The sequence below is a fragment of the Planococcus sp. 107-1 genome (genome assembly GCF_021513255.1).
Lineage (GTDB): Bacteria > Bacillota > Bacilli > Bacillales_A > Planococcaceae > Planococcus.
This window is the reverse complement of the sequence record NZ_CP090977.1, coordinates 2,952,518-2,977,309: the sequence shown is the minus strand read 5'-3', so window position 1 is coordinate 2,977,309 and position 24,792 is coordinate 2,952,518. Positions and strand designations below refer to the sequence as shown.

Annotated in this window: 29 protein-coding genes, 1 pseudogene and 1 riboswitch; of the genes and pseudogenes, 21 read left to right on the top strand and 9 right to left on the bottom strand. The window is 45.0% G+C overall.

Annotated features, from left to right (window positions below; translation table 11 throughout):
* Nucleotides 1-344: 344 nt before the first annotated feature.
* From L0M13_RS15415 to L0M13_RS15405, 3 genes are read right to left on the bottom strand one after another with little or no spacing between them, the layout of a single operon-like run.
* Nucleotides 345-1,364: an SEC-C metal-binding domain-containing protein gene (locus L0M13_RS15415; protein WP_235197324.1), complete on the bottom strand. Its 1,020-nt coding sequence runs from the start codon at nt 1,362-1,364 to the stop codon at nt 345-347.
* 49 nt (nt 1,365-1,413) lie between these two features.
* On the bottom strand, nt 1,414-1,938 hold the full coding sequence (locus tag L0M13_RS15410; protein WP_235197323.1) for a GNAT family N-acetyltransferase: 525 nt from the start codon (nt 1,936-1,938) through the stop codon (nt 1,414-1,416).
* Nucleotides 1,939-1,950: 12 nt separating this feature from the next.
* A complete protein-coding gene (locus L0M13_RS15405) occupies nt 1,951-2,853 on the bottom strand; it encodes an acetamidase/formamidase family protein (RefSeq protein ID WP_235197322.1) in 903 nt (300 codons plus the stop codon).
* Between the two features lie 138 nt (nt 2,854-2,991).
* Here L0M13_RS15405 and lepB point away from each other — a divergent pair, with 138 nt between their 5' ends.
* Nucleotides 2,992-3,525: a signal peptidase I gene (lepB, locus tag L0M13_RS15400; RefSeq protein WP_397443495.1), complete on the top strand. Its 534-nt coding sequence runs from the start codon at nt 2,992-2,994 to the stop codon at nt 3,523-3,525.
* Nucleotides 3,526-3,580: 55 nt separating this feature from the next.
* On the opposite strand, the gene L0M13_RS15395 is transcribed toward lepB, so the two are convergent.
* Nucleotides 3,581-4,744 carry a pyridoxal phosphate-dependent aminotransferase gene (locus tag L0M13_RS15395; protein ID WP_235197321.1) on the bottom strand — a complete coding sequence of 388 codons (1,164 nt, stop codon included), beginning with the start codon at nt 4,742-4,744 and terminating at the stop codon, nt 3,581-3,583.
* Between the two features lie 89 nt (nt 4,745-4,833).
* On the opposite strand from L0M13_RS15395, the gene L0M13_RS15390 reads away from it, so the two are divergent.
* A complete protein-coding gene (locus L0M13_RS15390; protein WP_235197320.1) occupies nt 4,834-5,622 on the top strand; it encodes a carbon-nitrogen family hydrolase in 789 nt (262 codons plus the stop codon).
* A gap of 39 nt (nt 5,623-5,661) precedes the next feature.
* On the opposite strand, the gene L0M13_RS15385 is transcribed toward L0M13_RS15390, so the two are convergent.
* Nucleotides 5,662-6,222: a GNAT family N-acetyltransferase gene (locus L0M13_RS15385; protein ID WP_235197319.1), complete on the bottom strand. Its 561-nt coding sequence runs from the start codon at nt 6,220-6,222 to the stop codon at nt 5,662-5,664.
* A gap of 170 nt (nt 6,223-6,392) precedes the next feature.
* Here L0M13_RS15385 and L0M13_RS15380 point away from each other — a divergent pair, with 170 nt between their 5' ends.
* Nucleotides 6,393-7,334 (top strand): carbohydrate kinase family protein, encoded by a 942-nt coding sequence (locus L0M13_RS15380; RefSeq protein ID WP_235197318.1) that lies wholly within the window; start codon nt 6,393-6,395, stop codon nt 7,332-7,334.
* 26 nt (nt 7,335-7,360) lie between these two features.
* Entirely contained in the window at nt 7,361-7,813 is a 453-nt protein-coding gene (locus tag L0M13_RS15375; protein WP_235197317.1) for an OsmC family protein, read from the top strand.
* Between the two features lie 134 nt (nt 7,814-7,947).
* Here L0M13_RS15375 and L0M13_RS15370 read toward each other — a convergent pair whose 3' ends face one another.
* Nucleotides 7,948-8,631: an oxidoreductase gene (locus tag L0M13_RS15370; protein WP_235197316.1), complete on the bottom strand. Its 684-nt coding sequence runs from the start codon at nt 8,629-8,631 to the stop codon at nt 7,948-7,950.
* 135 nt (nt 8,632-8,766) lie between these two features.
* On the opposite strand from L0M13_RS15370, the pseudogene L0M13_RS18775 reads away from it, so the two are divergent.
* The 6 genes and pseudogenes from L0M13_RS18775 to L0M13_RS15340 form a co-directional block, all read left to right on the top strand.
* Nucleotides 8,767-10,454 (top strand): annotated as a pseudogene (locus L0M13_RS18775) (DNA topoisomerase); the annotation flags it as partial.
* Complete coding sequence (locus L0M13_RS18770) at nt 10,446-10,874, top strand: topoisomerase C-terminal repeat-containing protein (protein ID WP_397443546.1); 429 nt, start codon at nt 10,446-10,448, stop codon at nt 10,872-10,874. The pseudogene L0M13_RS18775 and the gene L0M13_RS18770, both read left to right, overlap by 9 nt.
* Nucleotides 10,875-10,940: 66 nt before the next feature.
* Nucleotides 10,941-11,153: a heavy-metal-associated domain-containing protein gene (locus tag L0M13_RS15355; RefSeq protein WP_235197313.1), complete on the top strand. Its 213-nt coding sequence runs from the start codon at nt 10,941-10,943 to the stop codon at nt 11,151-11,153.
* A 467-nt stretch (nt 11,154-11,620) separates the two neighbouring features.
* Nucleotides 11,621-12,310, top strand: a complete 690-nt coding sequence (locus L0M13_RS15350; protein WP_235197312.1) for a Na-translocating system protein MpsC family protein — start codon at nt 11,621-11,623, stop codon at nt 12,308-12,310.
* A gap of 133 nt (nt 12,311-12,443) precedes the next feature.
* Nucleotides 12,444-12,950, top strand: a complete 507-nt coding sequence (locus L0M13_RS15345; RefSeq protein WP_235197311.1) for a DUF2243 domain-containing protein — start codon at nt 12,444-12,446, stop codon at nt 12,948-12,950.
* Between the two features lies 1 nt (nt 12,951).
* The gene (locus tag L0M13_RS15340; RefSeq protein WP_235197310.1) at nt 12,952-13,737 is read left to right on the top strand and encodes a cytochrome c oxidase assembly protein; all 786 of its coding nucleotides are present in this window, start codon (nt 12,952-12,954) and stop codon (nt 13,735-13,737) included.
* A gap of 47 nt (nt 13,738-13,784) precedes the next feature.
* Here L0M13_RS15340 and L0M13_RS15335 read toward each other — a convergent pair whose 3' ends face one another.
* On the bottom strand, nt 13,785-14,369 hold the full coding sequence (locus L0M13_RS15335; protein ID WP_235197309.1) for a protein-L-isoaspartate(D-aspartate) O-methyltransferase: 585 nt from the start codon (nt 14,367-14,369) through the stop codon (nt 13,785-13,787).
* Nucleotides 14,370-14,474: 105 nt separating this feature from the next.
* A complete protein-coding gene (gene dacB / locus L0M13_RS15330) occupies nt 14,475-15,959 on the bottom strand; it encodes a D-alanyl-D-alanine carboxypeptidase/D-alanyl-D-alanine endopeptidase (RefSeq protein ID WP_235197308.1) in 1,485 nt (494 codons plus the stop codon).
* A gap of 152 nt (nt 15,960-16,111) precedes the next feature.
* Here dacB and msrA point away from each other — a divergent pair, with 152 nt between their 5' ends.
* The 10 genes from msrA to L0M13_RS15280 all read left to right on the top strand — a co-directional run bounded on the left by msrA (nt 16,112) and on the right by L0M13_RS15280 (nt 23,159).
* On the top strand, nt 16,112-16,789 hold the full coding sequence (gene msrA, locus L0M13_RS15325) for a peptide-methionine (S)-S-oxide reductase MsrA (RefSeq protein ID WP_235197307.1): 678 nt from the start codon (nt 16,112-16,114) through the stop codon (nt 16,787-16,789).
* Nucleotides 16,790-16,926: 137 nt separating this feature from the next.
* Entirely contained in the window at nt 16,927-17,622 is a 696-nt protein-coding gene (locus L0M13_RS15320) for an MgtC/SapB family protein (RefSeq protein ID WP_235197306.1), read from the top strand.
* A 122-nt stretch (nt 17,623-17,744) separates the two neighbouring features.
* A complete protein-coding gene (locus L0M13_RS15315) occupies nt 17,745-18,134 on the top strand; it encodes a GntR family transcriptional regulator (protein ID WP_235197305.1) in 390 nt (129 codons plus the stop codon).
* Entirely contained in the window at nt 18,131-19,228 is a 1,098-nt protein-coding gene (locus L0M13_RS15310) for a DUF1648 domain-containing protein (protein ID WP_235197304.1), read from the top strand. Before L0M13_RS15315 ends, L0M13_RS15310 begins: the two co-directional genes overlap by 4 nt.
* Before the next feature lie 37 nt (nt 19,229-19,265).
* Nucleotides 19,266-19,460: a PLD nuclease N-terminal domain-containing protein gene (locus L0M13_RS15305; RefSeq protein WP_235197303.1), complete on the top strand. Its 195-nt coding sequence runs from the start codon at nt 19,266-19,268 to the stop codon at nt 19,458-19,460.
* Nucleotides 19,457-20,341, top strand: a complete 885-nt coding sequence (locus L0M13_RS15300; RefSeq protein ID WP_235197302.1) for an ABC transporter ATP-binding protein — start codon at nt 19,457-19,459, stop codon at nt 20,339-20,341. Before L0M13_RS15305 ends, L0M13_RS15300 begins: the two co-directional genes overlap by 4 nt.
* The gene (locus L0M13_RS15295) at nt 20,338-21,123 is read left to right on the top strand and encodes an ABC transporter permease (protein ID WP_235197301.1); all 786 of its coding nucleotides are present in this window, start codon (nt 20,338-20,340) and stop codon (nt 21,121-21,123) included. The genes L0M13_RS15300 and L0M13_RS15295 overlap by 4 nt, the downstream gene beginning before the upstream one ends.
* A gap of 139 nt (nt 21,124-21,262) precedes the next feature.
* The gene (locus tag L0M13_RS15290; RefSeq protein WP_235197300.1) at nt 21,263-21,649 is read left to right on the top strand and encodes a VOC family protein; all 387 of its coding nucleotides are present in this window, start codon (nt 21,263-21,265) and stop codon (nt 21,647-21,649) included.
* 70 nt (nt 21,650-21,719) lie between these two features.
* Complete coding sequence (locus tag L0M13_RS15285; RefSeq protein WP_235197299.1) at nt 21,720-22,544, top strand: metallophosphoesterase; 825 nt, start codon at nt 21,720-21,722, stop codon at nt 22,542-22,544.
* Nucleotides 22,545-22,661: 117 nt separating this feature from the next.
* Entirely contained in the window at nt 22,662-23,159 is a 498-nt protein-coding gene (locus L0M13_RS15280) for a GNAT family N-acetyltransferase (protein ID WP_235197298.1), read from the top strand.
* Between the two features lie 53 nt (nt 23,160-23,212).
* Here L0M13_RS15280 and L0M13_RS15275 read toward each other — a convergent pair whose 3' ends face one another.
* Complete coding sequence (locus tag L0M13_RS15275) at nt 23,213-23,539, bottom strand: CHY zinc finger protein (protein WP_235197297.1); 327 nt, start codon at nt 23,537-23,539, stop codon at nt 23,213-23,215.
* Nucleotides 23,540-23,627: 88 nt separating this feature from the next.
* Nucleotides 23,628-23,858: riboswitch (FMN riboswitch) on the top strand.
* 302 nt (nt 23,859-24,160) lie between these two features.
* Here L0M13_RS15275 and ribE point away from each other — a divergent pair.
* Entirely contained in the window at nt 24,161-24,790 is a 630-nt protein-coding gene (gene ribE / locus L0M13_RS15270; RefSeq protein WP_235199333.1) for a riboflavin synthase, read from the top strand.
* Nucleotides 24,791-24,792 lie beyond the last annotated feature (2 nt).

The following is a 24,792-nucleotide window of genomic DNA, read 5'->3' as shown; positions in this document are numbered from 1 at the left end:
ATTTTATCCGGTTTTGTTCGATTTCCCTAAAGTTATCAACAAGGGTGAATTCTACAATCCGTTGAAGGGTATGTAGAGAGAATTGCAAAGGAGGACGGAAAATGCAAATCGTATTGAAAATCCTAAAAGTTTTGGGTTTAACCATTTTTGCGCTGGGAATTTTAGGTTCGATGGCGACAACGTTGAATTTCCTATTTCAGTTCACTGAGAGTTCTTGGTTGGGTATTCGTTTTTTGAGGCTGTATTTGTTTTTAACGGTTATTGGCATACTTATTTATATATTGATCCGGTTTCGGAGAAAGCCTGGAGAATGAAAAAAGCAGCCGAGGCTGCTTTTTTACTGTTTATTTTTTTGCTAATAATTCTTCGAAATAAGCACCGAATTCTTTTGAACGTTTTAGGATAGTGCTTGAAGAAACACCGAATTTCTCGCTAAGGTCCTTAGGAGCAAGCATCGGGCCATCGATCAATTCGTGATCCTGAAGGAATCTCCAGTAACCGGCAACCAAGGCTTCCGGTTTTTGGACCGTCGGCTGCTGGCTAACCAAGTAGCTGTTCAAAATGCTCGTCACGTTATCGACAGTTTCTTTATCGAATTCCGCTTGAGCGATATGGCTGCGAAGTCCAGCCATAACCGATTCATGTTCTGGTGAAAGTTCAATGCTTTCTTCAACTGTCCCAGTTGAATATTTAACGATATGTTCCACTACAGTCAGGTAATTATCTGTAATGTACTGGCTGCCGTCGCTAGCATTGGCAGTGTCCATCGCTGCTTTCAATTGTTCAAAGAAAGGAGCAAATTCGCCAACGACTGTCAAATAGCCGTTAAGGAACAAGGCGCCATTTTCGCCAATGCGCGCATCTGGAAGCAAGATAGCAAGCAAGCCTTGTCCATCTTCCATATCCGTTGGAGGCTGATCAGTCATTTGATAAAGCTCTCCTGTGAACGCATCTTTAAATTGGGCAGATTCTTCATTGCCTTGAATGTATTGGCCAAGGAATACGCGGACGTCTTTCCAGTTTTGAAGAACTTCTTTCGTCGTTGGACGTTGTGCAAGCTCAATTTGCTTCATCAAGAAATCTTCCCAAAGTTCGGGTTTCTGCATGAACAAGAAGTTCTCGATTACAAAAGCCTGAGCATCGTTTTCTGCCATCGATTCCATTAACCGGGGCTGCCATTCCTGCTGAAGCTGACGGAAAGCCGGTAATTGTTCCTGATTCGGATTTTCCGAAAAGAACTGTTGGCGTACTTTGAATAATTCTTCGTTCACCAAATCATTAATTGAAACGGATTGTTGTTTTCCGTGACATTTTTTATATTTTTTGCCGCTGCCGCATGGGCACGGGTCATTTCTTCCTACCATTCTAATCACCTACATTTTTTCTTGAGTGTAACACAAAATGGCGTTCCACTCAAAAGTCGGAAGGTTCTGACGCCAATTTGCCGTATAAATACATATCGAATCGCTTGCCGTCGCGCTGTAGAAATTCGCGGAAAACGCCTTCTTTTTGGAAGCCTAATTTCTCATAGATTGCAATCGCGGGTTTATTGTATTCAAATACAGTAAGCTGCAAGCGATGCAGATTCAATTCATTCCAAGCGTAATTCAGCAGCAGCTTCATCGCTTCGGTGCCGCATCCGCTGCCTTGATAATCAGAACCAAGAGCGATAGACAGCCAGCCGACACGATGCGGCCATTCAATGTCTTCAATTGCGCATACGCCCATGAAGTTCTCGTTTTCAAGCGGGCGGATAGCGAAGCGGAAATCCCGATTGGAATTTTCATGAAGCCATTCCTCTGCTTGTTTTTCCGGAATTTCGCGGATTGGTGAGGAATTATAATTGCGGCCGAACCCCGCTTCGCTGTTCCATTTCCTGTACTCAGGCAAATCTTCAGCCCGCATGGCGGTCAAGCGGATTTTTTCACCGATAAACATAAAAATTCTCCTTTAAGCAAATAATTTTATTTGGAATGAATCAAGAATGTGCTGCGGAACAAAGAAACGGACAGTCACAAGCGGATCAACGACTTGGCTGATTTGTGTTTCTCCAGCTGCGCTCATTAACATGGTCATTTCACTGACGCTTAAATCGGTATAAGGCAAAAGCAAGTCAATGGTTTCTTCGACGGCGATTTTCACCGCTTCGTCCAGTGTCATTGCTGATACAAGAAGTGCAAGGCCATCTTCATTTTGAAGAATCGGGTAATTGGGATGCACGCCTTTGATCAAGTCGAAAGTGACAGTCGCCCGTCCAGGCACTTCAATACCGGAAACACTGACTTCTCCGTCACCCATTGCAGCATGGAAATCCCCAAGTGCAAAAAGGGCGCCATCGGTGAAAACAGGGAAGTAAAGAGTTGCACCTTTTGTAATCAGTTTGGTATCCATATTGCCGCCGTGCGCACCAGGCGTTCCGCAAGAAACGGGTTTGCCTTCCGGTGCAACGCCGATTACGCCGATCATCGGATTCAGCGGCAATTGAACGCGGTCGTTAAATACGGCTTGTCCATTGTGGATCGGAATGATTTTAGCTTCCATTCTCTCAAAGCGATGGCCCATTACGCCGAGTTCTGGACCCGTGACCATAACGCCTTGGTCCCCAATTTCCAAATCATCGATTGTCACTTTCAGCAAGTCGCCGAATTGCGCTCCCTCAATGAAGATAGGGCCGGTGGCAGGGTTGATGGCATTCCAGTCAATAGCAGCCACTTCCTGGTCTTCGGATTGAATCTGATTTTTAAAGCAGTCATAAGTTTCAATCGCTACCGTTTCTCCCGGTTGAACGCGAAGCACGGGGGCGTTTAATTGAGAAAAGCTGTAAATGACATCTTGAGTCGATAAAGTTTTCATGGCAGCCACTCCTTTTTTATAATATTTACACAATTGTAGCAAGACAAAGCCTCAATAGCAAAAGCCTACAAGCTGAAGTGCATAGCGGAAAAGTCTGTAGTAAGATACAATTACATCAATTTTTAAGGAGGGATTCCAGTGGTGCCTTATTCAGTGGAGACATTGACCGCATGGATGAAAATCATTTTTTTAACGGCGCTGATTGTCCTGGTGTCCCGTGAGTTTTTGTTCGAACCGGTTTCGGTCCATGGCCATTCCATGATGCCGACATTTGAAGAAGATGATAAAGTCCTCCTGGCTAAAATAAGCGGAATCGATCATTTCGATTTGATCGTATTTCAAGCTGCAGACGATAAAAACTTGATTAAGCGTGTGATCGGATTGCCCGGCGATCGGGTGGAGATGCGCGATGATCAATTGTATTTAAATGGAGAAGCGGTGGAAGAGCCGTACTTGGAAGAAAATCGGGAATGGGCAAAGCTGCACGGATTTCCATTTCTGACGAACGATTTCGGGGAGTTTCTGGTGCCGACAGGCTGTTATTTTGTACTCGGGGATAACCGCTTGAACAGTGTGGATTCGAGGACGATCGGCTTCATTTTAGAGGATGCTGTTATCGGTGAAGCAAAGCTCCGCATTTCGCCATTCAAACATTTCGGTTTATTAAAATAACTAAATACGAAAAAGCCCCGGATTAACTCATCCGGGGCTTTTTCGTATTTACGAATTAAAATAGGTTCAATTTTTCAATCCGTTGAATGGCTTCGACAATCCGGACTTCTGGAACCAGCAAACCGACCCGGACATAGCCTTCGCCGCTTTCACCGAAGCCGCTTCCTGCCGCTACCGAAATATCGGCGTTCGCCAGTAGATAATCTGCGAATTCGACGCTGGTGAACCCATCCGGGACAGGGAGCCAGGCAAAGAAAGAACCTTTTGGCGCTTCCGTCTTCCAGCCGATGCGGGAGCATTCCCGTTCAAGTACCAATCGGCGACTTTCATAAGTTTCAAGCAGCTCCGCCACACATTGCTGGTTGCCGGTAAGCGCTTCTGCAGCAGCGAGCTGAAGTGCAGGCGACTGTCCGGCAAAGAAATGGTCCTGAATCAGGTTGAGTGCTTCGATGATTTTGGAATTGCCAACAGCAAAGCCGATGCGCCACCCAGCCATATTATACGTTTTTGACAAGGTATACATTTCCACCCCAATGTCTTTCGCTCCTTCTGACTGCAAGAAACTTGGCGGCTTCACGCCATCGAATCCGATAGCTGCATAGGCAAAATCGTGGACGACGGCCATCTGGTTCGCTTTTGCAAATTCCACTGTTTCATCGAAAAAAGCACGGTCTGCAACTGCTCCGGTCGGGTTATTGGGGTAATTCAAATACATGAGCTTCGCTTGTTCGATTACGAAATCAGGAATTTCCTCAAAGTCAGGCAAATACCGGTTTTCGGCTTTTAACGGCATTGTTTCAAACTGCGCGTCAGCTAAAGGCACACCGGAAAGATAATCCGGGTAGCCTGGATCTGGAAGCAGCATCAAGTCATCCGCATTTAAAAAGGCGAGCGGCAATTCTACCAGGCCGATTTTTGTGCCGCCGAGAATGGCTACTTCCAAATCGGGATCAATGTCGACATCGTATTCGCGTTTGTAGAAATCAGCAGCGGCTTGGCGCAGTTCGCGGATTCCGCGGAAGGGAGCGTATTTATGGTTTTTGGGGTCCGCTACGGCTTCCTGCATCGCCTTAATAATATGGGAAGGTGTGGGCTGGTCTGGATTTCCTTGGCCTAAATTGATAACGTCGCGGCCTTCTGAAATTGCCATGCTGGTTTCGGCAGCCAATTTTGAAAAGAATTGCTGCGGCAATTGCTGCAGCCTGTTGGAAAATTCCATGGGTAGGCCCTCCTTATTTTCTAAATAATTGCACATCTACTCCAAATCTTATAGAGTTGAAGATAAATTGTCTACTGGAGGAGAAGAATATGAAGCTTGCATGTATACAGATGGATATCGCTTTTGGCGATCCTGAAGCGAACTTCCAAAAAGTCAGGGGCTATCTGGAAGAGGCAGCGGCGAATGGAGCAGATACAATAGTTTTGCCGGAAATGTGGAACACAGGCTATGCGCTGACAGAACTCGAGGCGCTGGCTGATGGCACAAAGCGTACGGAAAAATTTCTCACAGATTTTGCAAAAAAACACAAAGTGAATATTGTAGGAGGATCTGTTTCGACTCAAAAAGGACAGGGATTTTACAACACGATGTATGTGGCTGATAAAGCAGGGGAAGTAGTGGCGGAATACGATAAAGCCCATCGCTTCGGATTGATGGACGAACATATCCATTTAGAAGAAGGAGAGGCGCTCGGTATTTTCTCTTTGGAAGAAACACAGTGCGGCGGCGTCATCTGCTACGATATCCGTTTTCCGGAATGGATCCGGGCACTCGCACTTAACGGAGCGAAAGTGATCTTCGTGCCGGCGGAATGGCCGTTGGCACGTATCGATCATTGGCGAATTTTGCTGCAGGCAAGAGCGATTGAAAACCAGTGCTTTATCGTCGCAGTTAATCGCATCGGAAAAGACCCGAAAAATGAATTCGGCGGCAGTACGATGATTATTGCTCCATGGGGGGAAATCCGTTTGGATATGGCGATGCAAGAAGGCATCGGCTATGCAGAAATCGATTTAAGCGAAGTGGAAGAGGTCAGAAAGCGCATCCCGGTCTTTGAAGACCGCCGCGAACCCCTATACGAAAAGTATAAATTATAAAACGAAGAGCCGCCTTGTGAAAAGGCGGCTCTTCGATGCTTAGATGGTTTTCACCATGTGATGGAAAGGTTCACCGATAATGGTCCAAGGTTCAGTGATGGCAAAACCGAGGCGATGGTACAAACGGATTGCGCCTTCTTTTTCAAGGTCGACGTTGAGGGCAAGTTTTCCGCCGCCATTTTCTGCGACGATCGTTTCGGCATACTCGAATAGCAGGCTGCCGATTCCTTGTCCTTGAAAAGCAGGATCGACGGATACGGTATCGATATACCATTCGTCTAAATGGGCTTCGGGCTCGATGGTGCGCGCATGTCCTTCCTGTTTAAGCTGGTCGATCAAATAGCGGTCTAATGCTTCCGCGTCTTTTCCGTGATAAAGGACCAAAATCCCGGCAATCGACTGATCCACTTCCGCTACATAAGTAAATCGATGGCTATGCCGCGTATGTTCTCCTTCAATCATGGCTTGGAGTTTCTGTAAAATTTTCTCGGGTTGGTTTTCCGCTGTCATATGATCGGCGATTTCGCCGATGGCATTAACGATGAGCGGGGCAACGGCTCGACTGTCGTCTGGCCTCGCTTGCCGAATTTGGAAATTCATAAAATCGCTCCTTTTACTTGCTATCTGGCTGCTATGCTTGAAATAATAGAGAGAGTGCATATTCGTTTATTCATGCACTTATTCTACTGGCATTTCATCCAGTATATCGGAAAAAATATTTTTATGGAAAGCGGCTGAATTGAGCCGCGATTATCAGGAGGCACAGCTACATGGGAAATACGAAGCACGTCCTTGTTTATGGGGATGCTTTTGTTGATTATATTGCACAGACGGTCGAGAACAATTCTTTCAACCGGCATTTAGGAGGCGCTACCGTCAATGTAGCTGCCGGCGTCAGCCGACTCGGCATCCCTTCGGCATTTATCACCATTTCAGGGGATGATGAAACTTCTGCTTTTGTCAGAGAGGAATTGGAAAGAGAAGGCGTCAATTTAGCCTACTCGGTTTTATTGCCGGAAAAGCGGGTCAGTGGGGTTTACGTGCATTTGACGCCTGAGTTTGACCGCATATTCGCCAAGTATGAAAATGACACGCCGGATCTTCAAGTGATGAAAGCCGACTTGCAGGAAGAAGCTTTTGAAAATGCCAGTGTCTTTCATATTTGCTCTGGCACAACTTTCCATCCGGATGCTTTGTCTACCACATTGCAAGCGATGAGTATGGCGAAAAAACATGGGGCGCTTTTTTCGTTCGATGTCAACATCCGGCCGCTGCGCTGGGAAAGCGAAAAGCAATGCCGAGAAACGGTAAAAGGGTTTTTGCCGTCTGTTGATGTATTGAAGCTTGCTAAAGAAGAAGCGATTTTCTTGATGGAAACGGCGACTTGGGAAGAAGGCGTTGACCGCCTTTCTGAGTTCCAGATTCCTTTGGTTTTTGTGACCGACGGGGAGAACGGAACCTATGCCGTCTTTGAAGGGGAGATTCTTCACATCCCGGTCGTGCCGGTGAAGCCGGTCGATACAACAGGAGCGGGAGACGCATTTATGGCGGGAATTCTGCGCCATATCCATTTGAACGGCTTGCCTGTGACGCGTGAAGAAGTCATGGAATGCGCTCATTTTGGCAATAAACTCGGTGCCATCTGTACGACAAAACCGGGTGCTTTGACCGCTCTTCCGCGGCTCGAAGAGTTGGATGGTTTTTTTGATTGAGTGATTTAAGCAAAGGAGAGATGGGAATGGCAAAGCATCGTTTTCATTTAACAGCGAATTGGCCAGGATTACGGAATGATTCTGGAGAAATTGAAGCAGGCAATCTAAAGACGAAAATCTCGATTCCGCCTGAGATGGACGGCCCTGGAATCGGGACGAATCCGGATGAAATGCTCCTCGGTGCAGCTGCAACTTGCTACATCATCACTTTGGCGGCAATGATGGAGCGCAGCAAACTGGAAAAAGAATCATTGACGATGGAAGCGGAAGGGATTGTCGATGTGACGAATGGTGTATTCACGTATGAACGCATCATTCATCGTCCCCATGTCGTATTGAAACAGGACGCTTCAGAAAAAGATGTATCATTAGCTAAAAAGCTCGCCGAAAAAGCAGAGTCGTCTTGCATGATCAGCCGGGCGATCAAAGGCAATGTAGAAATCGAATTGCAGCCTACGATTGTTTTGGCAACTCAATGAAAAGGCAAAAGCCGACGGGAAGCGATGCTTTCCGTCGGCTTTTGTTGATAGAGAATGAAGTATGAAAATAGACTTGCGCTTTTCGATGTCCAGACTCCAGCGCTTATCGGGGCTAAACGGGCACTTCCGCTTTTCTATTTTTCCAGGCTTTGGTTTCTGATTTCATGGATCTGGTCAGAAGGATAAGTGAAAGGGCCGGCCAAATCGGTTTGGCCGATAACATACATGGCATAGGCTACTCTGCGGGCTCTGACTGGCTTATATCTTTTCAGTTTGCCCAGCATGAATGGACTATAAATGGGACTTAAGATGCTGGCAAGCTTTTCTCCAAGGCGGAATTCCTTGCGGTCGCCAAGCAGCAGCGATGGCTGGAATATATGGAGCGCCGGCAGCTGCAATTTCTTCAAATCCCTTTCTAATTGGCCTTTTGTGCGGCTGTAAAATACGTTAGAAGCTGCATTTGCACCAAGTGCGGAAACGACAAGGAAATTATTCACGCTATGCTGTTTTGCGAGTTCCGCCAATTTCAAAGGATATTCATAGTCCACTTTTCGAAAGGCTTCCTGCGAGCCGGCTTTTTTGATGGTAGTCCCTAGACAGCAGTAGACATCGTTTACATTCAAATGTTCTTCGTAATTTCCAAGCCGATTGAAATCGACCAGGACTTGCTCAAGTTTCGGGTGCTGAACGTCTATATATTTTCGAACTAAAATTTTCACGGATTCATAATTAGAGCTTTCAAGCAGAAAATGCAATAACTCATGTCCCACCAGACCGCTGGCTCCGGCAAGTAATGCGGACTTATTTTCCAAACGCATCCACTCCTTCAAGCTTTTTTATATTGTACAGCTTTTTTCAAAAAAACAATAGGTCGAGCACCAGCTTTTGCTTTGTTTATTTACTTGAAGGAGTACAATAAAGAGAAAGAACAACGAAGTGAAAGGACGAACTAGATGAAACCCGTTATCGTAGCCGAAAAGCCGAGTCAGGCAAAAGCATACGCTGAAGCGTTTAAGACGACAAAACGCGATGGCTATATGGAAGTGGCACCCGATCCGATTTTTCCGGAAGGAGCTTACATCACTTGGGGAATTGGCCACTTGGTGGAATTAAAAGAACCCAAAGCCTATGATCCGAAATGGAATAGATGGTCTCTTGCTGCTTTGCCTATTTTACCTGAGCGCTATCAATTTCAAATAGCACGAGGCAAAGCCCAGCAATTCGGTGTGATTAAAAAGCTGATCCAGCAGACCGATACCGTCATCAACGCCTGCGATGTGGACCGGGAAGGCTCTAATATCTTCTACAGTATTTATTACCATACCGGCGCTAAAGGGAAAACCATCCGGCGCTTGTGGATCAATTCCCTGGAAGTCGATGAAGTGCGGAAAGGATTCCAGCAGCTTCGGGACAACCGGCAGGATCTTTTGCTGTATCAGGAAGCGAAAGCCCGGCAAATCAGCGACTGGCTGGTCGGCATGAACGGTTCCCGTTTGTATTCGCTGCTGCTCCAGGAAAAAGGAATCCGTGAAGTGTTTGCAATCGGCCGGGTCCAAACGCCGACAGTCTTCCTCATTTATCAGCGGAAAAAGAAATTGAAGCTTTTGTGCCAGAGCCTTTCTATGAAATCGAAGGCGTTTTCAAAGCGGAAAAAGGAAAATACAAAGGCAAGGCAAAAATCAAAGCAAAAGAACGGCAAGAAGCGGAAGCGCTGCTGATGAAGCATCAAATCACCGGCTTGGAAGACGGTTTAGTAAAACAGCTGAAAACGACAGAAAAACGGATTCAGCCGCCGCTGCTCCATTCGTTGTCCACCTTGCAGGCAGCTGCAAACCGGAAATGGAAATACAGTCCGGCTAAAGTCTTGTCAGTTATGCAAGGCTTGTATGAAAAAAAACTGGTCAGCTATCCGCGGACAGATGCCCAGCACATCACCCCAGCCGAGTTCAGTTATTTGGCCAATCAAGTGGAAGCCTACCAAAAACTGATCGGTGCGGAATTTCCTGTAGCTTCGCGGTCGCCCAAAAAACGCTTTGTCGATAGTGCAAAAGTACAGGAACACTATGCCATCATCCCGACAAAGTCGATTCCGACTGCCCGGAAAGTGGAAGGACTCGCCAAAGACGAGCGCAATTTATACGAAGAAGTGCTGCGGACATCGCTTGCGATGTTCCATCGTGATTACCGCTATGCAGAAACCAAAGTCACGACCGATGTCAAAGGCCTCGATTTCTTTACGACGGGAAAAACCGATTTGGAGCAGGGCTGGAAAGAATTGTTTCCACCAGTGAAAGAAGCGAAAGCGGAGCCGTCTTTGCCGGAACTTCGGGAACAGGAACCGGTAAAAGCGAAAGTGGAAATTAAAGAAGGCATGACAATTCCGCCCAAACCTTATACAGAAGGCCAGTTGATCGCCATGATGAAAACATGCGGGAAACTAGTGGAAGATGCTGAAGACACCGAAATCCTGAAAGAAATCGAAGGTCTTGGAACAGAAGCTACGCGAAGCGGCATCATCGAGACTATCAAGCGGCATGAATACATTGAAGTGAAAAAGAATATTGTCTCCATTACCAATAAAGGGCGCATCCTGTGCCAATCAATTGAAGGCAATTTGCTTTCCAGTCCCTCGATGACTGCGAAATGGGAAACATATTTGAAGAAAATTGGCAAAGGGGAGGGCTCTGCCGAGGTGTTTTTGGCAACTATCGCGAAGTTTATCCAGAAATTGCTGGATGAAGTGCCGAACCAAATGAAAACCAACGGCTTGCCGGAAAAAATGCCGTCTTTGGAAGGCAAAGATGAAATTGCGGTCTGCCCGAGATGCAAAAAAGGCAAAATTGTTTTTCAAAGAGGATCCTTTAACTGTACGGAATATGAGAATGGCTGCAAACAATCATTTCCTGCCATTTTCGCGAAGAAACGGTTAACGGCCAAACAGATCGAGTATTTATGCACAAAAGGAAAAACGCCTGTCATCAAAGGCTTTGTTTCAAAAAACGGCAAGAAGTTCAGTGCTAAATTAGTGCTTGAAGAGGGAAAAATTAAAATGGAATTTTAAGGGGTTTTTCGAAATCAGGAATTCGGGTAAACATAAGAAATGATTTACTCGAAAGGATGATGGAAGATGGCGACTATGACCATTTATGTAAAAGAGGCAACAGCAGAAAATCCCATTCAAGCCCTTGAAAAGATGCTGATGGATATGGAGGAAATCGAACGGGCCCTCGTCGATACAGAAGAAGGCGAAGTGAAAATTACCTACGACGACGCACAAATCGGCGAGGACCAGATTGTTAAACGAATCCAGTTGGAAGGATTCGAAGTGAGGCAACAGTAAGTACCCAGTTTCCTTTACCTTAAAGGAAAAGTGATGTAAACTGAACTTACTCAGAAAACAATAGAGTTTCTGATATGCCCACCTATCACTTGCATTCAGTTTACAATTCCAACTTTAAATTCATATCCATTACTATATTTTGGTACGATGTTGCAGACAATAGAGCTGTTAGCAAAGCCGAAAAGAATCTTTATGATTCTTTTCGGCTTTTTTTCGGTTTGTCTTAAAAAAGAGATGGAAAAAAGCATGGTTTCATTGAATATATGCAAATAAATAATGGAAGAGAATGCGCGGAGATAAATGCAAACTTTAAAGGGTGTAGAACAGCTGAAGAAAAGAAACTTGTAGGTTTTAGTTTTTTGTTGTCGGAAAGCATGGGGCATTAACGGCTTTGCATTTTTTCTCCTTTGTTTCCATCTCATAAAAAACCATGTTAACGACTTTTCGGGGAAAAAGGAGCATATACCATGTCTACAGAAAAAATGATTCAAAAAGAAATCGGGAGCTACATTTCTACTTTGCTGCGCAATTATTTTGGCAAAGGCCCGCTTTCTGTTTATGTCACAGTGGCTGATCGCTACATCACAATTCATCTCCGTGGCTTTTTATCGCAAACAGAGAAAATACTTTTAAAACAGCAGGAAATAAAGCGTGTTTTGGAAATCCGGAATTTATTGATGAAAGACTTGAAGCCAGAAATTAAACTGCATTTGTATAAGATTGGGCAGTTTTCGGTATCTGAAATTTATACCGATTGGAATGTGGATGATCAGACTGGACTCATCTTTGTCATCTTAAAAGAAAAAACGAAACAGCCTGCGTTGCCTTGGCCGGCTAAAGTAGATGAATCAGCCGTTTACCGGGAAGTGATGGTTTCCAGTGAGATTGCCCAGAAGGTTCCGGATTCCATTAACATCAGCTGGTTGAATAACCGGACAATCTTAATAAAGCGTTCCGGAATTTTCATGAAAATCGAGACTGAATTAATCGAAGACGGTTATATAGAGCAATTGAAACAGGCGAAAAGGCGGCTCGAAAAGAAATTGCTGAAGCAGAGCGCATTAGAAGAGCTGCTTCGAAGGGAAATTGAAGAAATCTATCTTGATTGGAATTTTAAAGAAGATGAAGGATACATAATTTTGCTGATGGAATCCTAGTAATCAAGAAAACAACTTAGGATAGGCGTGTGGGAACCGACGTTTTGTTTGAATGGGCATCGGGTATAAGTCATCAAAAATAACTCCATGAAAAATAGATTTTTTTCACTACTCTGGTCATAAGGAGGATGCTATGCCTGCCAACAGCCTGAACTCTATCGCATATGCCAATAAGAAGAATCGAGTGGTTTTCAAAGCACGCAATTTTTGGTCTGGGTTGTTATTCGGTGTTGGATTAGCAGCTTTTATCGATGAAGTGGGTTTTCACCTTCTGCTGCAATGGCATCATTTCTATGATCAGTCCACCTTGGCAGTCGGTTTACTGTCGGATGGATTGTTTCATGCTTTTGGCTGGTTTGCGACAATCAGTTCTCTCTTTTTATTCGCGGATCTTCGGCGAAGAAATGCGTTTTGGGGGAAAAGGTGGATCGGAGCTATGCTGTTTGGGTTAGCGGCATTTCAATTATATGATGGATTGGTGCAGCATAAGCTTTTAAGACTTCACCAGATTCGCTATAATGTCGATATTTTCCCATATGATCTGGTGTGGAATATTGCTGGAGCAAGTGTGCTTGGAATAGGGGCTTTTCTATTGCTGCAGACCCGCAAAGCAGTGAAGAAGCCGAAAGAGGAAGAATGAGATGGCGCAACATCTAGCGGATGGCTCCGTCATCCAGTTCTTGGTCGTCGTACTTTGTCTGGCATTGATCGCAGCTTATGTCCACGCAGCTCTCTTGTCGAATCGCTCTTACCGGAAATGGCCGATATATCGTACCATTTTATGGATTTTTGCTCTATTGATGATTGCCTTTTCCGTCGGAGGATTCGGAATTGCTGGGCGGTCACATGCTTTTACAGACCATATGTGGATTCACTTAATACTTGGGATGGCGGCTCCTTTACTCGCCGTACTGGCCGCTCCCATGACCCTGCTCTTGCGCACGCTTCCAGTTGCGGCAGCAAGAAAAGTATCGCATTTCCTGAAGAGTCCATTGCCGGTATTCATATCCCATCCCGTTACAGCAGGGATATTGAATACAGGCGGCATGTTCGTTTTATACCGGAGCGGGCTATACAGCTTGATGGATACCGCTCCTTTGTTAAACGGATTAATTCATCTTCATCTTTTTATGGCAGGCTACCTGTTCACGGCGGCAATTCTTTGCATAGATCCGTCTCCGCATCGTGTCAGTTATCTCGCGCGCGCAATTTTGCTGATTCTTTCACTGGCTGCGCATGGCATTTTGTCGAAAATGATTTACGCGTTTCCGCCTGATGGTATAACGCTTGCTGACGCACAATCGGCAGGGAAGTTGATGTACTACGGAGGAGATCTCGTCGATGCCTTTTTGATTGGCCTTTTTTGCTGGAAATGGTACAACGCTGCACGTCCTCGACAATTGTTGAAGGAAATCGGAGAAAAATAAAAAAGGCTATGGCCGCAGTTTCTAGAAGCTGCGGCCATAGCCTTTCGTTATTCGTATTTTCCCTTCAGCGGGACAAATCGAACATAATTTAAAGTAGTGGTCGTCAATTTTTCTTGTTCATTTTTTTCTGCGAGTTTCAATTTCTGAACCAAGGCGCTGCCGATCGGAATCAGCATTTTCCCGCCCGGCTTTAATTGGTCGACTAACTCTTGCGGCATTTCGGAGGCAGCAGCAGTCACCATGATCCGGTCAAAAGGCGCCTTTTCTTTCCATCCTGCACTGCCGTCATCCAATTTGAAATGGATATTTTGGAAACCGGCTGTTTGGAGGCGTTCTTTTGCTCGCGTGTGTAATTCTTCGATTCTTTCTACGGTGTAAACCGTTTTTGAAAACTCAGCGAGCAATGCCGTTTGGAATCCGGAACCGGTGCCGATTTCAAGAACCACAGAATCCTTTTGGAGATCTAATGCCAGCGTCATTTCCAACACAAGGGAAGGCTGGGAGATTGTCTGCTCATACCCAATGGGAACCGCCTCATCCAGGTGGGCTGCTTCTTTATGGATATCCATAAAGAAACTTCTGTCCAATTCGCGGAAATAAGATTGAATCTTTTCTTTACGGCCTTCTTCCATAGCGCTCACTCACTTTCCGAAAGTGGAGTTCGATCATGAAAAACAGCTAGCAACCTGTACTTTATATCCTTATTTTAATAAAAAGCAGCGGAATTGCCTAATCGGCTACTTGGTTTTTTTCGAATTGGCGATGGTTGAGGCTAGGCGGTCAATGACCGGCACTGTGCTGGATTTGGTATTCTGGGTCAGGATGGAATAAGTCAGCCATTCGCCGTCTTTTGTTTTGACGTAGCCAGAAAGGGCGCTGACATTATTTAAACTTCCGGTTTTGGCAATAACATTGCCTTTCGCTGCGCCTGTCGTCAAACGCTGGCGCAATGTGCCGCCGACAAATCGTTCTTTCGCTCCTGCGACTGGAAGGCCTTTTAGGTAGCTATCATACCAAGGTTCAGAACGGACATGGATCAGCAATTTACTTAATTCTTTTGAAGTGGTTTTATTGGCATGGGACATACCGGAAGCATCTTCAAATTTCCATTTGCTTGTATCCAAGCCGATGGAAGCCCCGTATTCACGCATTACCTTCAGGCCTGAATCCCAACTGCCATCTCCATAAACTTTCTTGCCCATCTCTTTCGCCAATACTTCGGCATGGGTGTTATTGCTGAGTTTTAAAAATGGCACCATCAATTGTTTTAGGGGCATTGAATTTTTGGTCAATAAAACACGTGCATTCGATGGAGTCTTGCCTGATACCGTTTTAGAGGTGGCAACAAAACGGATCCCTTTTTCTGAAAGTGATTTTTTGAAGACATCCAATGCATAAGCGGTTGGATTTGAAACAGCTATCCATTCTTTTGTCCCGTCATTGCCGATGGGGGCATTCCCGGTAATAACCACTTTTTTTGTCCCATGTTGGCGCACAATTTTTAAGGTGTTGCGGGATCCCTTGGCAACCGTTTTGGATTTATTGATGATCTGAACGACGTTTGTTGCAGGAGTTAAAGTGATTTTTGCCGGTTTTCCTTGGCTTGATGCTTTCGCGTGCACAATGACCGATCCGGTATCATAATCGGTATTTGGCGATAAGCTCAACGCGGAGATTTGGGCAGCGTAATAATAGGATTCATCTTCTTTTGAAATTCCGGGAGACAAGCGGACGGCGTCATACCAGGTGTCATCGCCGATTACATGGCCGGATAAACGTTTGACTCCGCGTTTGGAAAGTGTAGAAGCAAAGGCATCAAAATCTTTTTTCAAAAGAGTCGGATCCCCTTGTCCGCGAAGATAGAGACTGCCGTATAAAGTTCCTTTTGAAACAGAGCCATTTGTCAAAACTTGTGTAGTGAAGCGGTGATTTTCACCGAGTGTTTCCAAGGCGGCAGCGGCCGTCAAGGTTTTTAAAGTGGAAGCTGGTGTGACCAATTGATTCGGATTTTTTTCATATACGACTTCACCTGTTGCTGCATTCTGAACCGTGACGCTATGGGTAACACCCTTTAAGCGAGTGTCTTTCAAGACGGAAGCAGCAGAACTTTGAAGTGAAGAGTATGGGGAAGCTGCATCAGCGGATGGAGCCGTAAATGCGGACCCGCTCAAGAAAACAGCAAAAGCGACAATTCCGGCCATGAATTTTTGTTGGATTTTCATATTTTCCTCCTAAAATTTCTTTAAATTTATTCCATTTTATCATTAAATTATCAGATAATACTGTAATTATTAATTTTTTTTTGTGAAATACATCCAAACTTTTCAATTGAGCATCAATATGTTCTAATGAAAGCAATTGAGGAGGTAGAGCAATGGCCGAAGAATTGACAATTCGAATCATTGAACAAGGATTGACGGCAACGGCAGAAACTATCGAAACCGCTACATTTGGAATGGGATGCTTTTGGGGGCCAGAATCCCGTTTTGGAAGTCTTCCTGGGGTCATCCGAACACGTGTGGGATTTTCCGGCGGAACTTCTTTAAATCCAAGCTACCGGAAAATGGGCGATCACACAGAAACGGTGGAAGTTGATTTTGATCCAGCGATTCTTTCGTATGAAGAAATACTTCTGCACTTCTGGAACAACCATTATCCGAACCGCGATCAATACAAAGGACGGCAGTATATTTCTTTGATTCGCTTTCGGAGCCCTGAGCAAGAACGAATGGTTGAGAAAGTAAAACGGGAAATGGAGCAGGAGATAGGCGAAGAAATTGAAACCGATATTGCGGCTTTCACTAATTTTACATTGGCCGAAGAACGGCATCAGAAATATTATTTAAAGCGTTATCCGAAAGCGATGGAGCAATTAGCGCCGTTGTATCCAGATGTTGGACTGCTAGCCGATTCCACATTTGCAGCCCGGCTGAACGGCTTTGTCAAAGGCTTCGGAAATCGCCAAAATCTTAAATCAGAAATCACGAAGTGGAACATTGCTCCAGAATACCAGGAAATCCTGATCAATAAATTGATGGCAATGAAATGGTGAGGAAAAAAGATTGTCCCAAAATTACTTTTGGGACAATCTTTTTTCTCGCTTATTTATTATTGGGCACGCGATGTTATTTGGATTTTGCGGGTAAACAAAAGGAAAGGAGTTAGAATGAGAAGCCGAGGAGGAGGAAGATGGACTTTCTACCCCATGATTACGCAGTAATTGCAGGGCGGCTGCTGCTGGCGGCTTTACTGAGTGGAATGATTGGTGTGGAACGGGAGTCCAAACAACAGGCAGCTGGGCTGCGCACCCACCTGCTCGTTGGAACCGGATCCTGTTTAATGATGATTTTGTCCGTAACGGGTTTTGATGTATTTATCCAAAATGATGACGGGGTGATCCGCTATGATCCCTCGAGGATTCCTTCCTATGTAATCAGCGGAATCGGATTTTTAGGAGCAGGGACCATCATTGTCCAGCGGGGATCGGTTAGAGGATTGACCACTGCTGCATCTATTTGGGTTGCGGCTGGATTAGGGCTTGTCATAGGCATCGGCATGTACTATGTCGCTCTTTTAGCAACAGTTATCGTATTGATCACGTTGTATGTTCTGGAGAAATTGGAAAAAAAGTATTTTTCATTTCACCGCCAAAAAGAGATATTAATCATTGCTGAAGATCGGGAAGACACCTTCAAGGAAATCAGTGATTTGTTTGAAGGCAGCGGGATTCCGATTCTCGATTTTCAAATTGAGTCCATCGAAGCTTATAGCGACAGAAAAGTTTCAAGCTATATCATCATTATTGGCGAAGGGCAGCTTAAAAAAGAAATGGAAGTCATAAAAGCATTGCAACGATTGGATTTTGTTTCCCATATAAAAATTTAAGAACGGAAAGAATTTGGCTGTGAATGAAAATTCATAGCCTTTTTAGATTGATTTATTTTGAAATCTGTTCTATTATTTGTATAACAACTGTTCTAATGAAAATAGAACAAAGAGGTGGAAAAATGTTTATTGAAATTGAGCCGGACTCGGCTATACCCATTTATCTTCAATTGGCCCAACAAATCATGGAAGGCATCGCGAGAGAAGAATTGGCCCCTGAAACACCGCTGCCTTCAGTACGGGCTTTTGCAGCGGACTTAAGCATGAACATGCATACGGTAAATAAGGCATATCATTATTTGGAAGAGAAAAAAATGATTGAAATTATTCCGAAGAAGGGTGTTTTCATTCACAAAGACGCAGTGCGCTCAGCTACTGCCGAAGAGAAAATTCGCATGGAGGAAGAATTGCGGCCAATTTTAGCGGAAGCTCTATGCCTTCAAATAAGCCGGGAAGAGTTGGCTGCGATGATAGAGAAGATGGTAAGGGAAATAAGGGAGGGGTCTAAATGACAATAGTTTTGATGATTTCCATTCTGGTATTGCTTACTGGGATTCAAGCGTTTATGCCTTATTTGGTGAGGGCTACGGAGGTTTTTGGCATTTATGTTCCGGAGCCTTATCATCAGCAAAAAGTTCTCAGCCGGTTAAAAAAGAATTATAGCGGCTTGGTTCTGGCAGGCGGGCTGCTAGCTGCTGTTTTTTATGCATTAGCGGTGAATTTCTTAAATGTTCAAGAAGGGCAGGCAGTCATATGGGGAGTTGGGCTGCAGTTAGGCCTCTTGACATTCAGCATGGCTCTTTATTTCAAAAATCATTTGAAAGTGAAGAAAGAAAAACAGGAACAAGGATGGGTACTTGGAAAAAAAGAGAAAGTCATTGTGGACCTTCAGTTCCGCAACGATCTGGAAATGGTGTCGGGCATCGCTTTTTTGCTGCCTATGCTTATCACAATCGGATTAATCGCTTTGACTTTAACGGTCTACAGCCAATTGCCTGAACAGATACCGGTCCATTGGGGAGCGGATGGCAAAGCGGATCGTTTTTCCGATAAAACCATTTTCTCCAGTATTTCGATGCTTTTGATCCTGCTCATTATGCAAGGGCTCTTTTATTTCATCAACCAAGCAAGAAAAACAAGCGGCTCAAAAATCCGGGCCACTCAAAAGGTTCAATCCCGCAAAAGGGAGTTGGCCTCCCGGAAATACGGAAGCTGGCTCCTATTTGTCACTTCTGTGGCCGTGACGCTTTTACTCGGAAGCCTGCAGCTATCCCTTATCTATCCGGAACTTGGCAGTTCGCTCTGGGTGATGGCGATGACCATCGGATTCACAATTCTTGTTTTAGCCGTAACTGCTTTTTACACGATAAAAGTAGCCAGGCTCTCTGCAAGTCCTGCGGCCGGGGCAAGCGATCCGGATATTATAGATGCAGACAGCGATCGATACTGGAAAGCAGGCATCTTCTACGTCAATAAGGAAGACCCATCAATCATGGTGGAAAAGCGGTTCGGCATCGGCTGGACAGTCAATTTAGGAAATCCGAAAAGCTGGATGATTCTGTTTGTACCATTAGCTGCTATTTTGCTCATTGCTTTTTTAATTTAATAAATGAATATTGATGATAGAGAAAGGAAGGCGGCTTATGGATCAATCGACTATTGTATTATTGCTTTTGCCTATATTGCTTATTCAAATCGGATTAATGATCTTCACATTAATCGACTTGATTAAAAATCCGAATCCAAACGGTCCGAAATGGATGTGGGCTGTTCTCATCGTTGTTGTGAATATTATCGGGCCCATTTTGTACTTAGTGATCGGGAGGCGGAACTATTGACGATTTTAGAAGTGCAGAATTTGACTAAAAGATACGGGGAACAGCTTGCAGTAAGCAATCTTTCTTTTGCTTTGGAGGAAGGGACAGCAACGGCATTGATCGGCCCGAACGGTGCCGGGAAAACCACGGCTTTGTCTATGCTGGCCGGGCTGCTTCGGGAAACAAGCGGGTCGATCAAATGGAATCGGGAATCGGGTGTTGGCTTCTTGCCGCAGCATCCGCATTTCTTCCCTTGGATGACGGCGCTTGAATTCATGGAAATGGCTGCGAAGCTAAGTGGAGTGGATTCGAAAAAGGCTTTAGCGCAATCGAAAAAAACATTGGAATTCGTCGGTTTGGGGTCGGTTCAAAACAAAAAGACCGGCACATTTTCTGGTGGGATGAAACAGCGGCTTGGCCTGGCGCAGGCGATTGTGCATGAACCGAAGCTATTATTGCTGGATGAGCCGGTATCTGCTCTAGACCCGACTGGCCGCCGGGAAGTTATGGATTTGTTGAAATCTTTGCAGCCCGATACAACGATTCTTTACTCCACCCACATTTTGAACGATGCGGAACAAATGACCGATCAACTGCTTTTTATGCAGCAAGGAAAATTAGTTGAGCAAGGGTCTTTAGCGGAAGTGAAAGAGCGGTACGCGGAACCGTGCATTCGAATCCGTTTCCAAACGGCCGACCAAGCTTCAGCATTTGCCGGGTTCGTTTCATTGCCGGCGAGCTTGAATGGCTCGACCTTAGAGCTGGCTACTAGGGGAGATGGCGGGACGGCGATGAAGACAGTGTTGGCAAAGCTCGCTGAAAACGCAGAAGGCGTAGTCGGGGTGGAGCAGAAGACGGTTTCACTGGAAGAAATTTTCATAAAGGTGGCGGGCGGCAGATGAATCAATTCGGTATTTTATTTCATAAAGAATGGCGAGAAAACCTCCGCAATTATAAGATTTTCTGGATACCGATTGTTTTCATCCTTTTTGGGATTCTCGAGCCTGTCACAAATTATTTTTTGCCGCAATTACTGGATTCACTCGGCAATTTGCCAGATGGTGCAGTCATCGAATTGCCGGTTCCGAAGCCTGAGGAAATTCTGCAGGCTGTCATTGGTCAGTATCAGCTGATCGGGATGGCTATATTGATCTTGGCCTACATGGGGACGATAGCGGGCGAAAGAAGGAGCGGGACAGCTACTTTGCTTTATGTAAGGCCGCTATCTTTCCGGGATTATTTCTTGAGTAAATGGCTTATGGCAAGCATCACTGGAATTGTCAGCGTTTGGCTTGGGTTATTGGCTGCATATTACTATACTTTCCTCCTATTTAACCAAGTGGAAATCATTCCTTTCTTGCAATTTGCAGGAACTTATAGCATCTGGATTTTAGTGGTTGTGACGATAGTGCTCGCAGCAAGTGCTGCCATGCCTAATGCCGGACTCGCGGCAGCCGTTTCCTTAGCTCTTGTTTTTTTCATGCAAATCGTAGACAGCCTGGTCGGAGCTTACTGGACATTTTCGCCGATGAAAATCCCGGTTTATGCAGTGCAATGGCTGAACGGGGAACCGGATCTGAGCGATTACTGGTGGACACTTGGCATTGCTTTTGCTTTTATTCTTGCCTTACTCTTCTTCGGAACTGGGATGGCGAAAAAGAAAGCTTCAACTGCAAAAGTTTGACGGCATACGCCGCAGCAAATAGCTGCGGTTTTTTGCATCTGATCTGGAAGCCGATAAAGACTGGAATCTGCAGCTGGCCATTTCAAATTCGAAATCCGCTGCTGCTATCTGTTATGATGAAAAAAAGGGGCGAAAAAATATGCTTCATCACGTAGAAATCAATGTATCCGATTTGACAAAAGCACGGGAATTCTATGAAGTTTTTTTGCCGGATTTAGGCTACAAGCTTTATCAGGAATGGCCAGAAGGTTTTAGTTATCGAATGGGTAAGACCTATGTGGTATTTGTCCAAACTGAAGAAGCTTTTTTGCCTGGAGGCTACCACCGGAAAGCGACTGGCTTAAATCATTTGGCGTTTCACGCGGATTCAAGAGGCCATGTAGATGCATTAACGGAGAAAGCCAGGAAAATGGGCTTTCGCATTTTATATGAAGACCGCCATCCATTTGCCGGAGGACCGGACTATTATGCCGTATTTATAGAAGCGCCGGACCTAATGAAGTTCGAAATCGTGGCGCCTGAATGAAAAAAGAGAGAAAATGACTGGTACGAAAAGGAACCTAACCATTCGGCCAACCGTGAATAGAGGTTAAAATATGAAAAAATTAGGTGCTTTATTAGTTGTGCTGCTCCTTCTATGGGGCTTTATTTGGGTTAATAATAATTGGATCCAAACGACAGAATTCACCATTGAATCGGACAAGCTGCCAGAAGCTTTTGACGGTAAAAAAATTGTTCAAATTTCCGATTTGCATAACGCCAATTTTGGCGAGGGGCAGTCGTCTTTAATTGAAAAAGTGGAAGCGGCCAAACCCGATGCCATTTTCCTGACGGGCGATTTGATCGACAGCAATCGCTATGATTTGGATACGAGCTTAACACTTGTAGATGCCTTGGTTGAAATGAGCGAGGTCTATTATGTTCTTGGAAATCATGAAGTGGCAGTGAACAAAATCGATGAAATTACGGAAGCGCTGGAACAAAGAGGCGTCCATGTATTGATGGACGAATCGATGGACTGGGAAGTGGAAGGCGAATCTGTTCAGATTGCCGGCATCAATGACCCGTTGCTCGATGTTCAGCAAACAGAACAGGACTTTACCAGAAGTGCATTGGCAGAAGCCGGCATCGATGAGCGGTTTACACTCTTATTGGCACACCGTCCGGAAATGTTCAGTATTTACGTTGAAGAAGAAATTGACTTAGTATTTGCAGGGCATGCGCATGGCGGTCAGATCCGTTTCCCAGGCCTTGGCGGCTTATTTGCACCGGGTCAAGGATGGTTCCCGACCATGACAAAAGGGATTTTCGAAGAACAGTCGACGCGACTGGTTTTAAGCCGCGGTCTAGGCAATAGCGGTTTCCCGGTACGGATTTTCAATTTGCCGGAAATTATCGTGGTCACTTTGGAGAAAGCTTAGTGCTTGCCCTATTTTGCCGGAATTCCAAACTTTACATTATTGAAAACTCCATCAAATAAAAGCGTGCTATAATCGGATTGAAAATGGAATTCCATGAGCAGCAAGGAGGCGTTTGTCATGATAAAAAAGAAAGAAGTATCGCTTCATCCTTACTCATCAAAAGTGGCTGTCACGTATGACTTGCCATCCGATCAGCTTGAATTTACCGGTCTTCCCCAAGACATCATTGAACGGGATGTGGAAAATCCGCTAAAGCATTTAATCATCATCAAAGCGCGTGATGAAGTGGCTGGATTTTTCGAGCTTGATGAATCCGATGACCGAAAAAAATACTCCAATAATCCCAGGGCTTTATTGCTTCGCGGCTATTCAGTAAACCCTAAATTCCAAGGCCGGGGAATCGCTACAGGCTCAATTTACGCCCTCCCGGAATTTATAAGAAAAGAATATCCGCAATTTGATGAAATTGTGCTCGGTGTGAATGCGCGGAATCTTGCGGCGCAGCGGGTTTATGAGAAAGCCGGGTTTGAGGATACCGGCCGGCGATTGATGCGTTCAAAAGGTGAGCAAATTGTTATGTGTCTAAGAGTTGAACAAGCCACTGAAAGTGCTTGATAAAAAGAAGGGCTGTCCACAAGTCGAATAACGACTTACCGGACAGCCCTTTTTTATGCAGCGAAGTATAAATGTTTATGCAAACTGCATCCAGGATTAAAGGAAGAATTACAAGACGGGCATTCAGAACGGCATTCCAAATACTCCGTAATACTCAATTCGTAGCCGCAGCTGCCGCAAAGAATCGCTTTTTCATGAAAAAGCTCCAAAGGCCATACTTGATGTTGGCCGCATCCGACCGCTTGATGGCATTCAAAGCAAGGGTAGTAGATTCCGCAGCAATAAAATTTAATCGCAATGCGGTCTACTTCTGAATGGTAATGCCGGCAGCGGGTTTCCGAGTCTACATCCAATCCTTTTACAGTCATTTCGTGTGTCATTCTTTTCACCCCTTTTTTCAAAAAAATTTTCAATATAATCGGATTCCTCTTTTAATTATGTTACCCTTATAACGACAAATAATCGAATCAAATTCTTCGGGGCAAGGTGAAATTCCTTACCGGCGGTGAGCAGGAAACTGTAAGTCCGTGACCCGATCTTTAAGCAAATGTAAGCTGCAGGCATCCCCGCCTGAGTTTTTGCATCGCCCAGCTCCGGCATTCGCCGGTTTCGGACATGCCCGTTTGCTGTCGTTGAAGAGCGGTGGAGCTGGTGAAAATCCGGCACCGACAGTGAAAGTCTGGATGGGAGAAGAATTTGAAGGCTTATTTTGTTATGCACTTTTTTTATAAATAGCTTACATTTTCATTTCGCAGCCAAGAAATGAAGCTTATTTGGTGTACGCTTTTTAGGGTGCCGATTAAAAAGTGTATTTTACCCTCTCTTGTTTTTCCTTTCCTTGCCACCCGACAGCCCCTTGGTGGAAAGAATCCAATTTAGCAACATCGAAAGGGTGTCTCTGACACCAAAGAACCCAGCATATCAGAAATACAGGTGTTTTTTTGGTATGCACAAAAATAGGCCAGCGTATGGCCAAGCGTTAAAAGAGGAGCGTGATGCATTTGTTTACCGGGATTGTAGAAGAAGTCGGAAAGATCTCTTCCGTTCAGTCCAAATCCCAATCATTGGAACTGGTGATTTCCTGTTCGTTGATTTTAGAAGATATGAAGCGGGGCGACAGTATAGCGGTCAACGGAGTCTGCCTGACGGTGTCAAGTTTTGCCCATCAGTCATTTACTGCCGATGTCATTCCAGAGACTTTCAAATCTTCGGCGCTAAAAGAGCTGGCAAGCGGTTCACCCGTTAATTTAGAACGGGCGATGCCGGCAAATGGACGATTTGGCGGCCATTTCGTCAGCGGCCATATTGATGGGGTCGGCAAGATTCGAGCTGTTAGAAAAGAAGCGAATGCTTGGACAAAAGAAATTGAGATAGAGCCCACATTGATGAAATACATGATGCATAAAGGTTCGGTTGCAATTGATGGGACTTCTTTGACTATTTTCGGATTAGGAGCTCGGTCGATTATCATCTCCTTAATTCCGACGACCCAGGAAGATTCAGTGCTTGGCAATAAAGGAATCGGTGCACAAGTAAATATCGAATGCGATTTGCTCGCGAAATATACAGAGCGAATTCAACAGACTGCGCCTAAAATGACGCGTAATTGGTTAGCTGAAAATGGATTCTAATG

Excerpts from the sequence above, each read along its gene's own strand:
- L0M13_RS15415 (WP_235197324.1), bottom strand. The coding sequence starts at position 1,364 with ATGGTAGGAAGAAATGACCCGTGCCCATGCGGCAGCGGCAAAAAATAT.
- L0M13_RS15410 (WP_235197323.1), bottom strand. The coding sequence starts at position 1,938 with ATGTTTATCGGTGAAAAAATCCGCTTGACCGCCATGCGGGCTGAAGAT.
- L0M13_RS15405 (WP_235197322.1), bottom strand. The coding sequence starts at position 2,853 with ATGAAAACTTTATCGACTCAAGATGTCATTTACAGCTTTTCTCAATTA.
- L0M13_RS15395 (WP_235197321.1), bottom strand. The coding sequence starts at position 4,744 with ATGGAATTTTCCAACAGGCTGCAGCAATTGCCGCAGCAATTCTTTTCA.
- L0M13_RS15390 (WP_235197320.1), top strand. The coding sequence starts at position 4,834 with ATGAAGCTTGCATGTATACAGATGGATATCGCTTTTGGCGATCCTGAA.
- L0M13_RS15385 (WP_235197319.1), bottom strand. The coding sequence starts at position 6,222 with ATGAATTTCCAAATTCGGCAAGCGAGGCCAGACGACAGTCGAGCCGTT.
- L0M13_RS15380 (WP_235197318.1), top strand. The coding sequence starts at position 6,393 with ATGGGAAATACGAAGCACGTCCTTGTTTATGGGGATGCTTTTGTTGAT.
- L0M13_RS15375 (WP_235197317.1), top strand. The coding sequence starts at position 7,361 with ATGGCAAAGCATCGTTTTCATTTAACAGCGAATTGGCCAGGATTACGG.
- L0M13_RS15370 (WP_235197316.1), bottom strand. The coding sequence starts at position 8,631 with ATGCGTTTGGAAAATAAGTCCGCATTACTTGCCGGAGCCAGCGGTCTG.
- L0M13_RS18770 (WP_397443546.1), top strand. The coding sequence starts at position 10,446 with ATGACTGCGAAATGGGAAACATATTTGAAGAAAATTGGCAAAGGGGAG.
- L0M13_RS15355 (WP_235197313.1), top strand. The coding sequence starts at position 10,941 with ATGGCGACTATGACCATTTATGTAAAAGAGGCAACAGCAGAAAATCCC.
- L0M13_RS15350 (WP_235197312.1), top strand. The coding sequence starts at position 11,621 with ATGTCTACAGAAAAAATGATTCAAAAAGAAATCGGGAGCTACATTTCT.
- L0M13_RS15345 (WP_235197311.1), top strand. The coding sequence starts at position 12,444 with ATGCCTGCCAACAGCCTGAACTCTATCGCATATGCCAATAAGAAGAAT.
- L0M13_RS15340 (WP_235197310.1), top strand. The coding sequence starts at position 12,952 with ATGGCGCAACATCTAGCGGATGGCTCCGTCATCCAGTTCTTGGTCGTC.
- L0M13_RS15335 (WP_235197309.1), bottom strand. The coding sequence starts at position 14,369 with ATGGAAGAAGGCCGTAAAGAAAAGATTCAATCTTATTTCCGCGAATTG.
- dacB (WP_235197308.1), bottom strand. The coding sequence starts at position 15,959 with ATGAAAATCCAACAAAAATTCATGGCCGGAATTGTCGCTTTTGCTGTT.
- msrA (WP_235197307.1), top strand. The coding sequence starts at position 16,112 with ATGGCCGAAGAATTGACAATTCGAATCATTGAACAAGGATTGACGGCA.
- L0M13_RS15320 (WP_235197306.1), top strand. The coding sequence starts at position 16,927 with ATGGACTTTCTACCCCATGATTACGCAGTAATTGCAGGGCGGCTGCTG.
- L0M13_RS15315 (WP_235197305.1), top strand. The coding sequence starts at position 17,745 with ATGTTTATTGAAATTGAGCCGGACTCGGCTATACCCATTTATCTTCAA.
- L0M13_RS15310 (WP_235197304.1), top strand. The coding sequence starts at position 18,131 with ATGACAATAGTTTTGATGATTTCCATTCTGGTATTGCTTACTGGGATT.
- L0M13_RS15305 (WP_235197303.1), top strand. The coding sequence starts at position 19,266 with ATGGATCAATCGACTATTGTATTATTGCTTTTGCCTATATTGCTTATT.
- L0M13_RS15295 (WP_235197301.1), top strand. The coding sequence starts at position 20,338 with ATGAATCAATTCGGTATTTTATTTCATAAAGAATGGCGAGAAAACCTC.
- L0M13_RS15290 (WP_235197300.1), top strand. The coding sequence starts at position 21,263 with ATGCTTCATCACGTAGAAATCAATGTATCCGATTTGACAAAAGCACGG.
- L0M13_RS15285 (WP_235197299.1), top strand. The coding sequence starts at position 21,720 with ATGAAAAAATTAGGTGCTTTATTAGTTGTGCTGCTCCTTCTATGGGGC.
- L0M13_RS15280 (WP_235197298.1), top strand. The coding sequence starts at position 22,662 with ATGATAAAAAAGAAAGAAGTATCGCTTCATCCTTACTCATCAAAAGTG.
- L0M13_RS15275 (WP_235197297.1), bottom strand. The coding sequence starts at position 23,539 with ATGACACACGAAATGACTGTAAAAGGATTGGATGTAGACTCGGAAACC.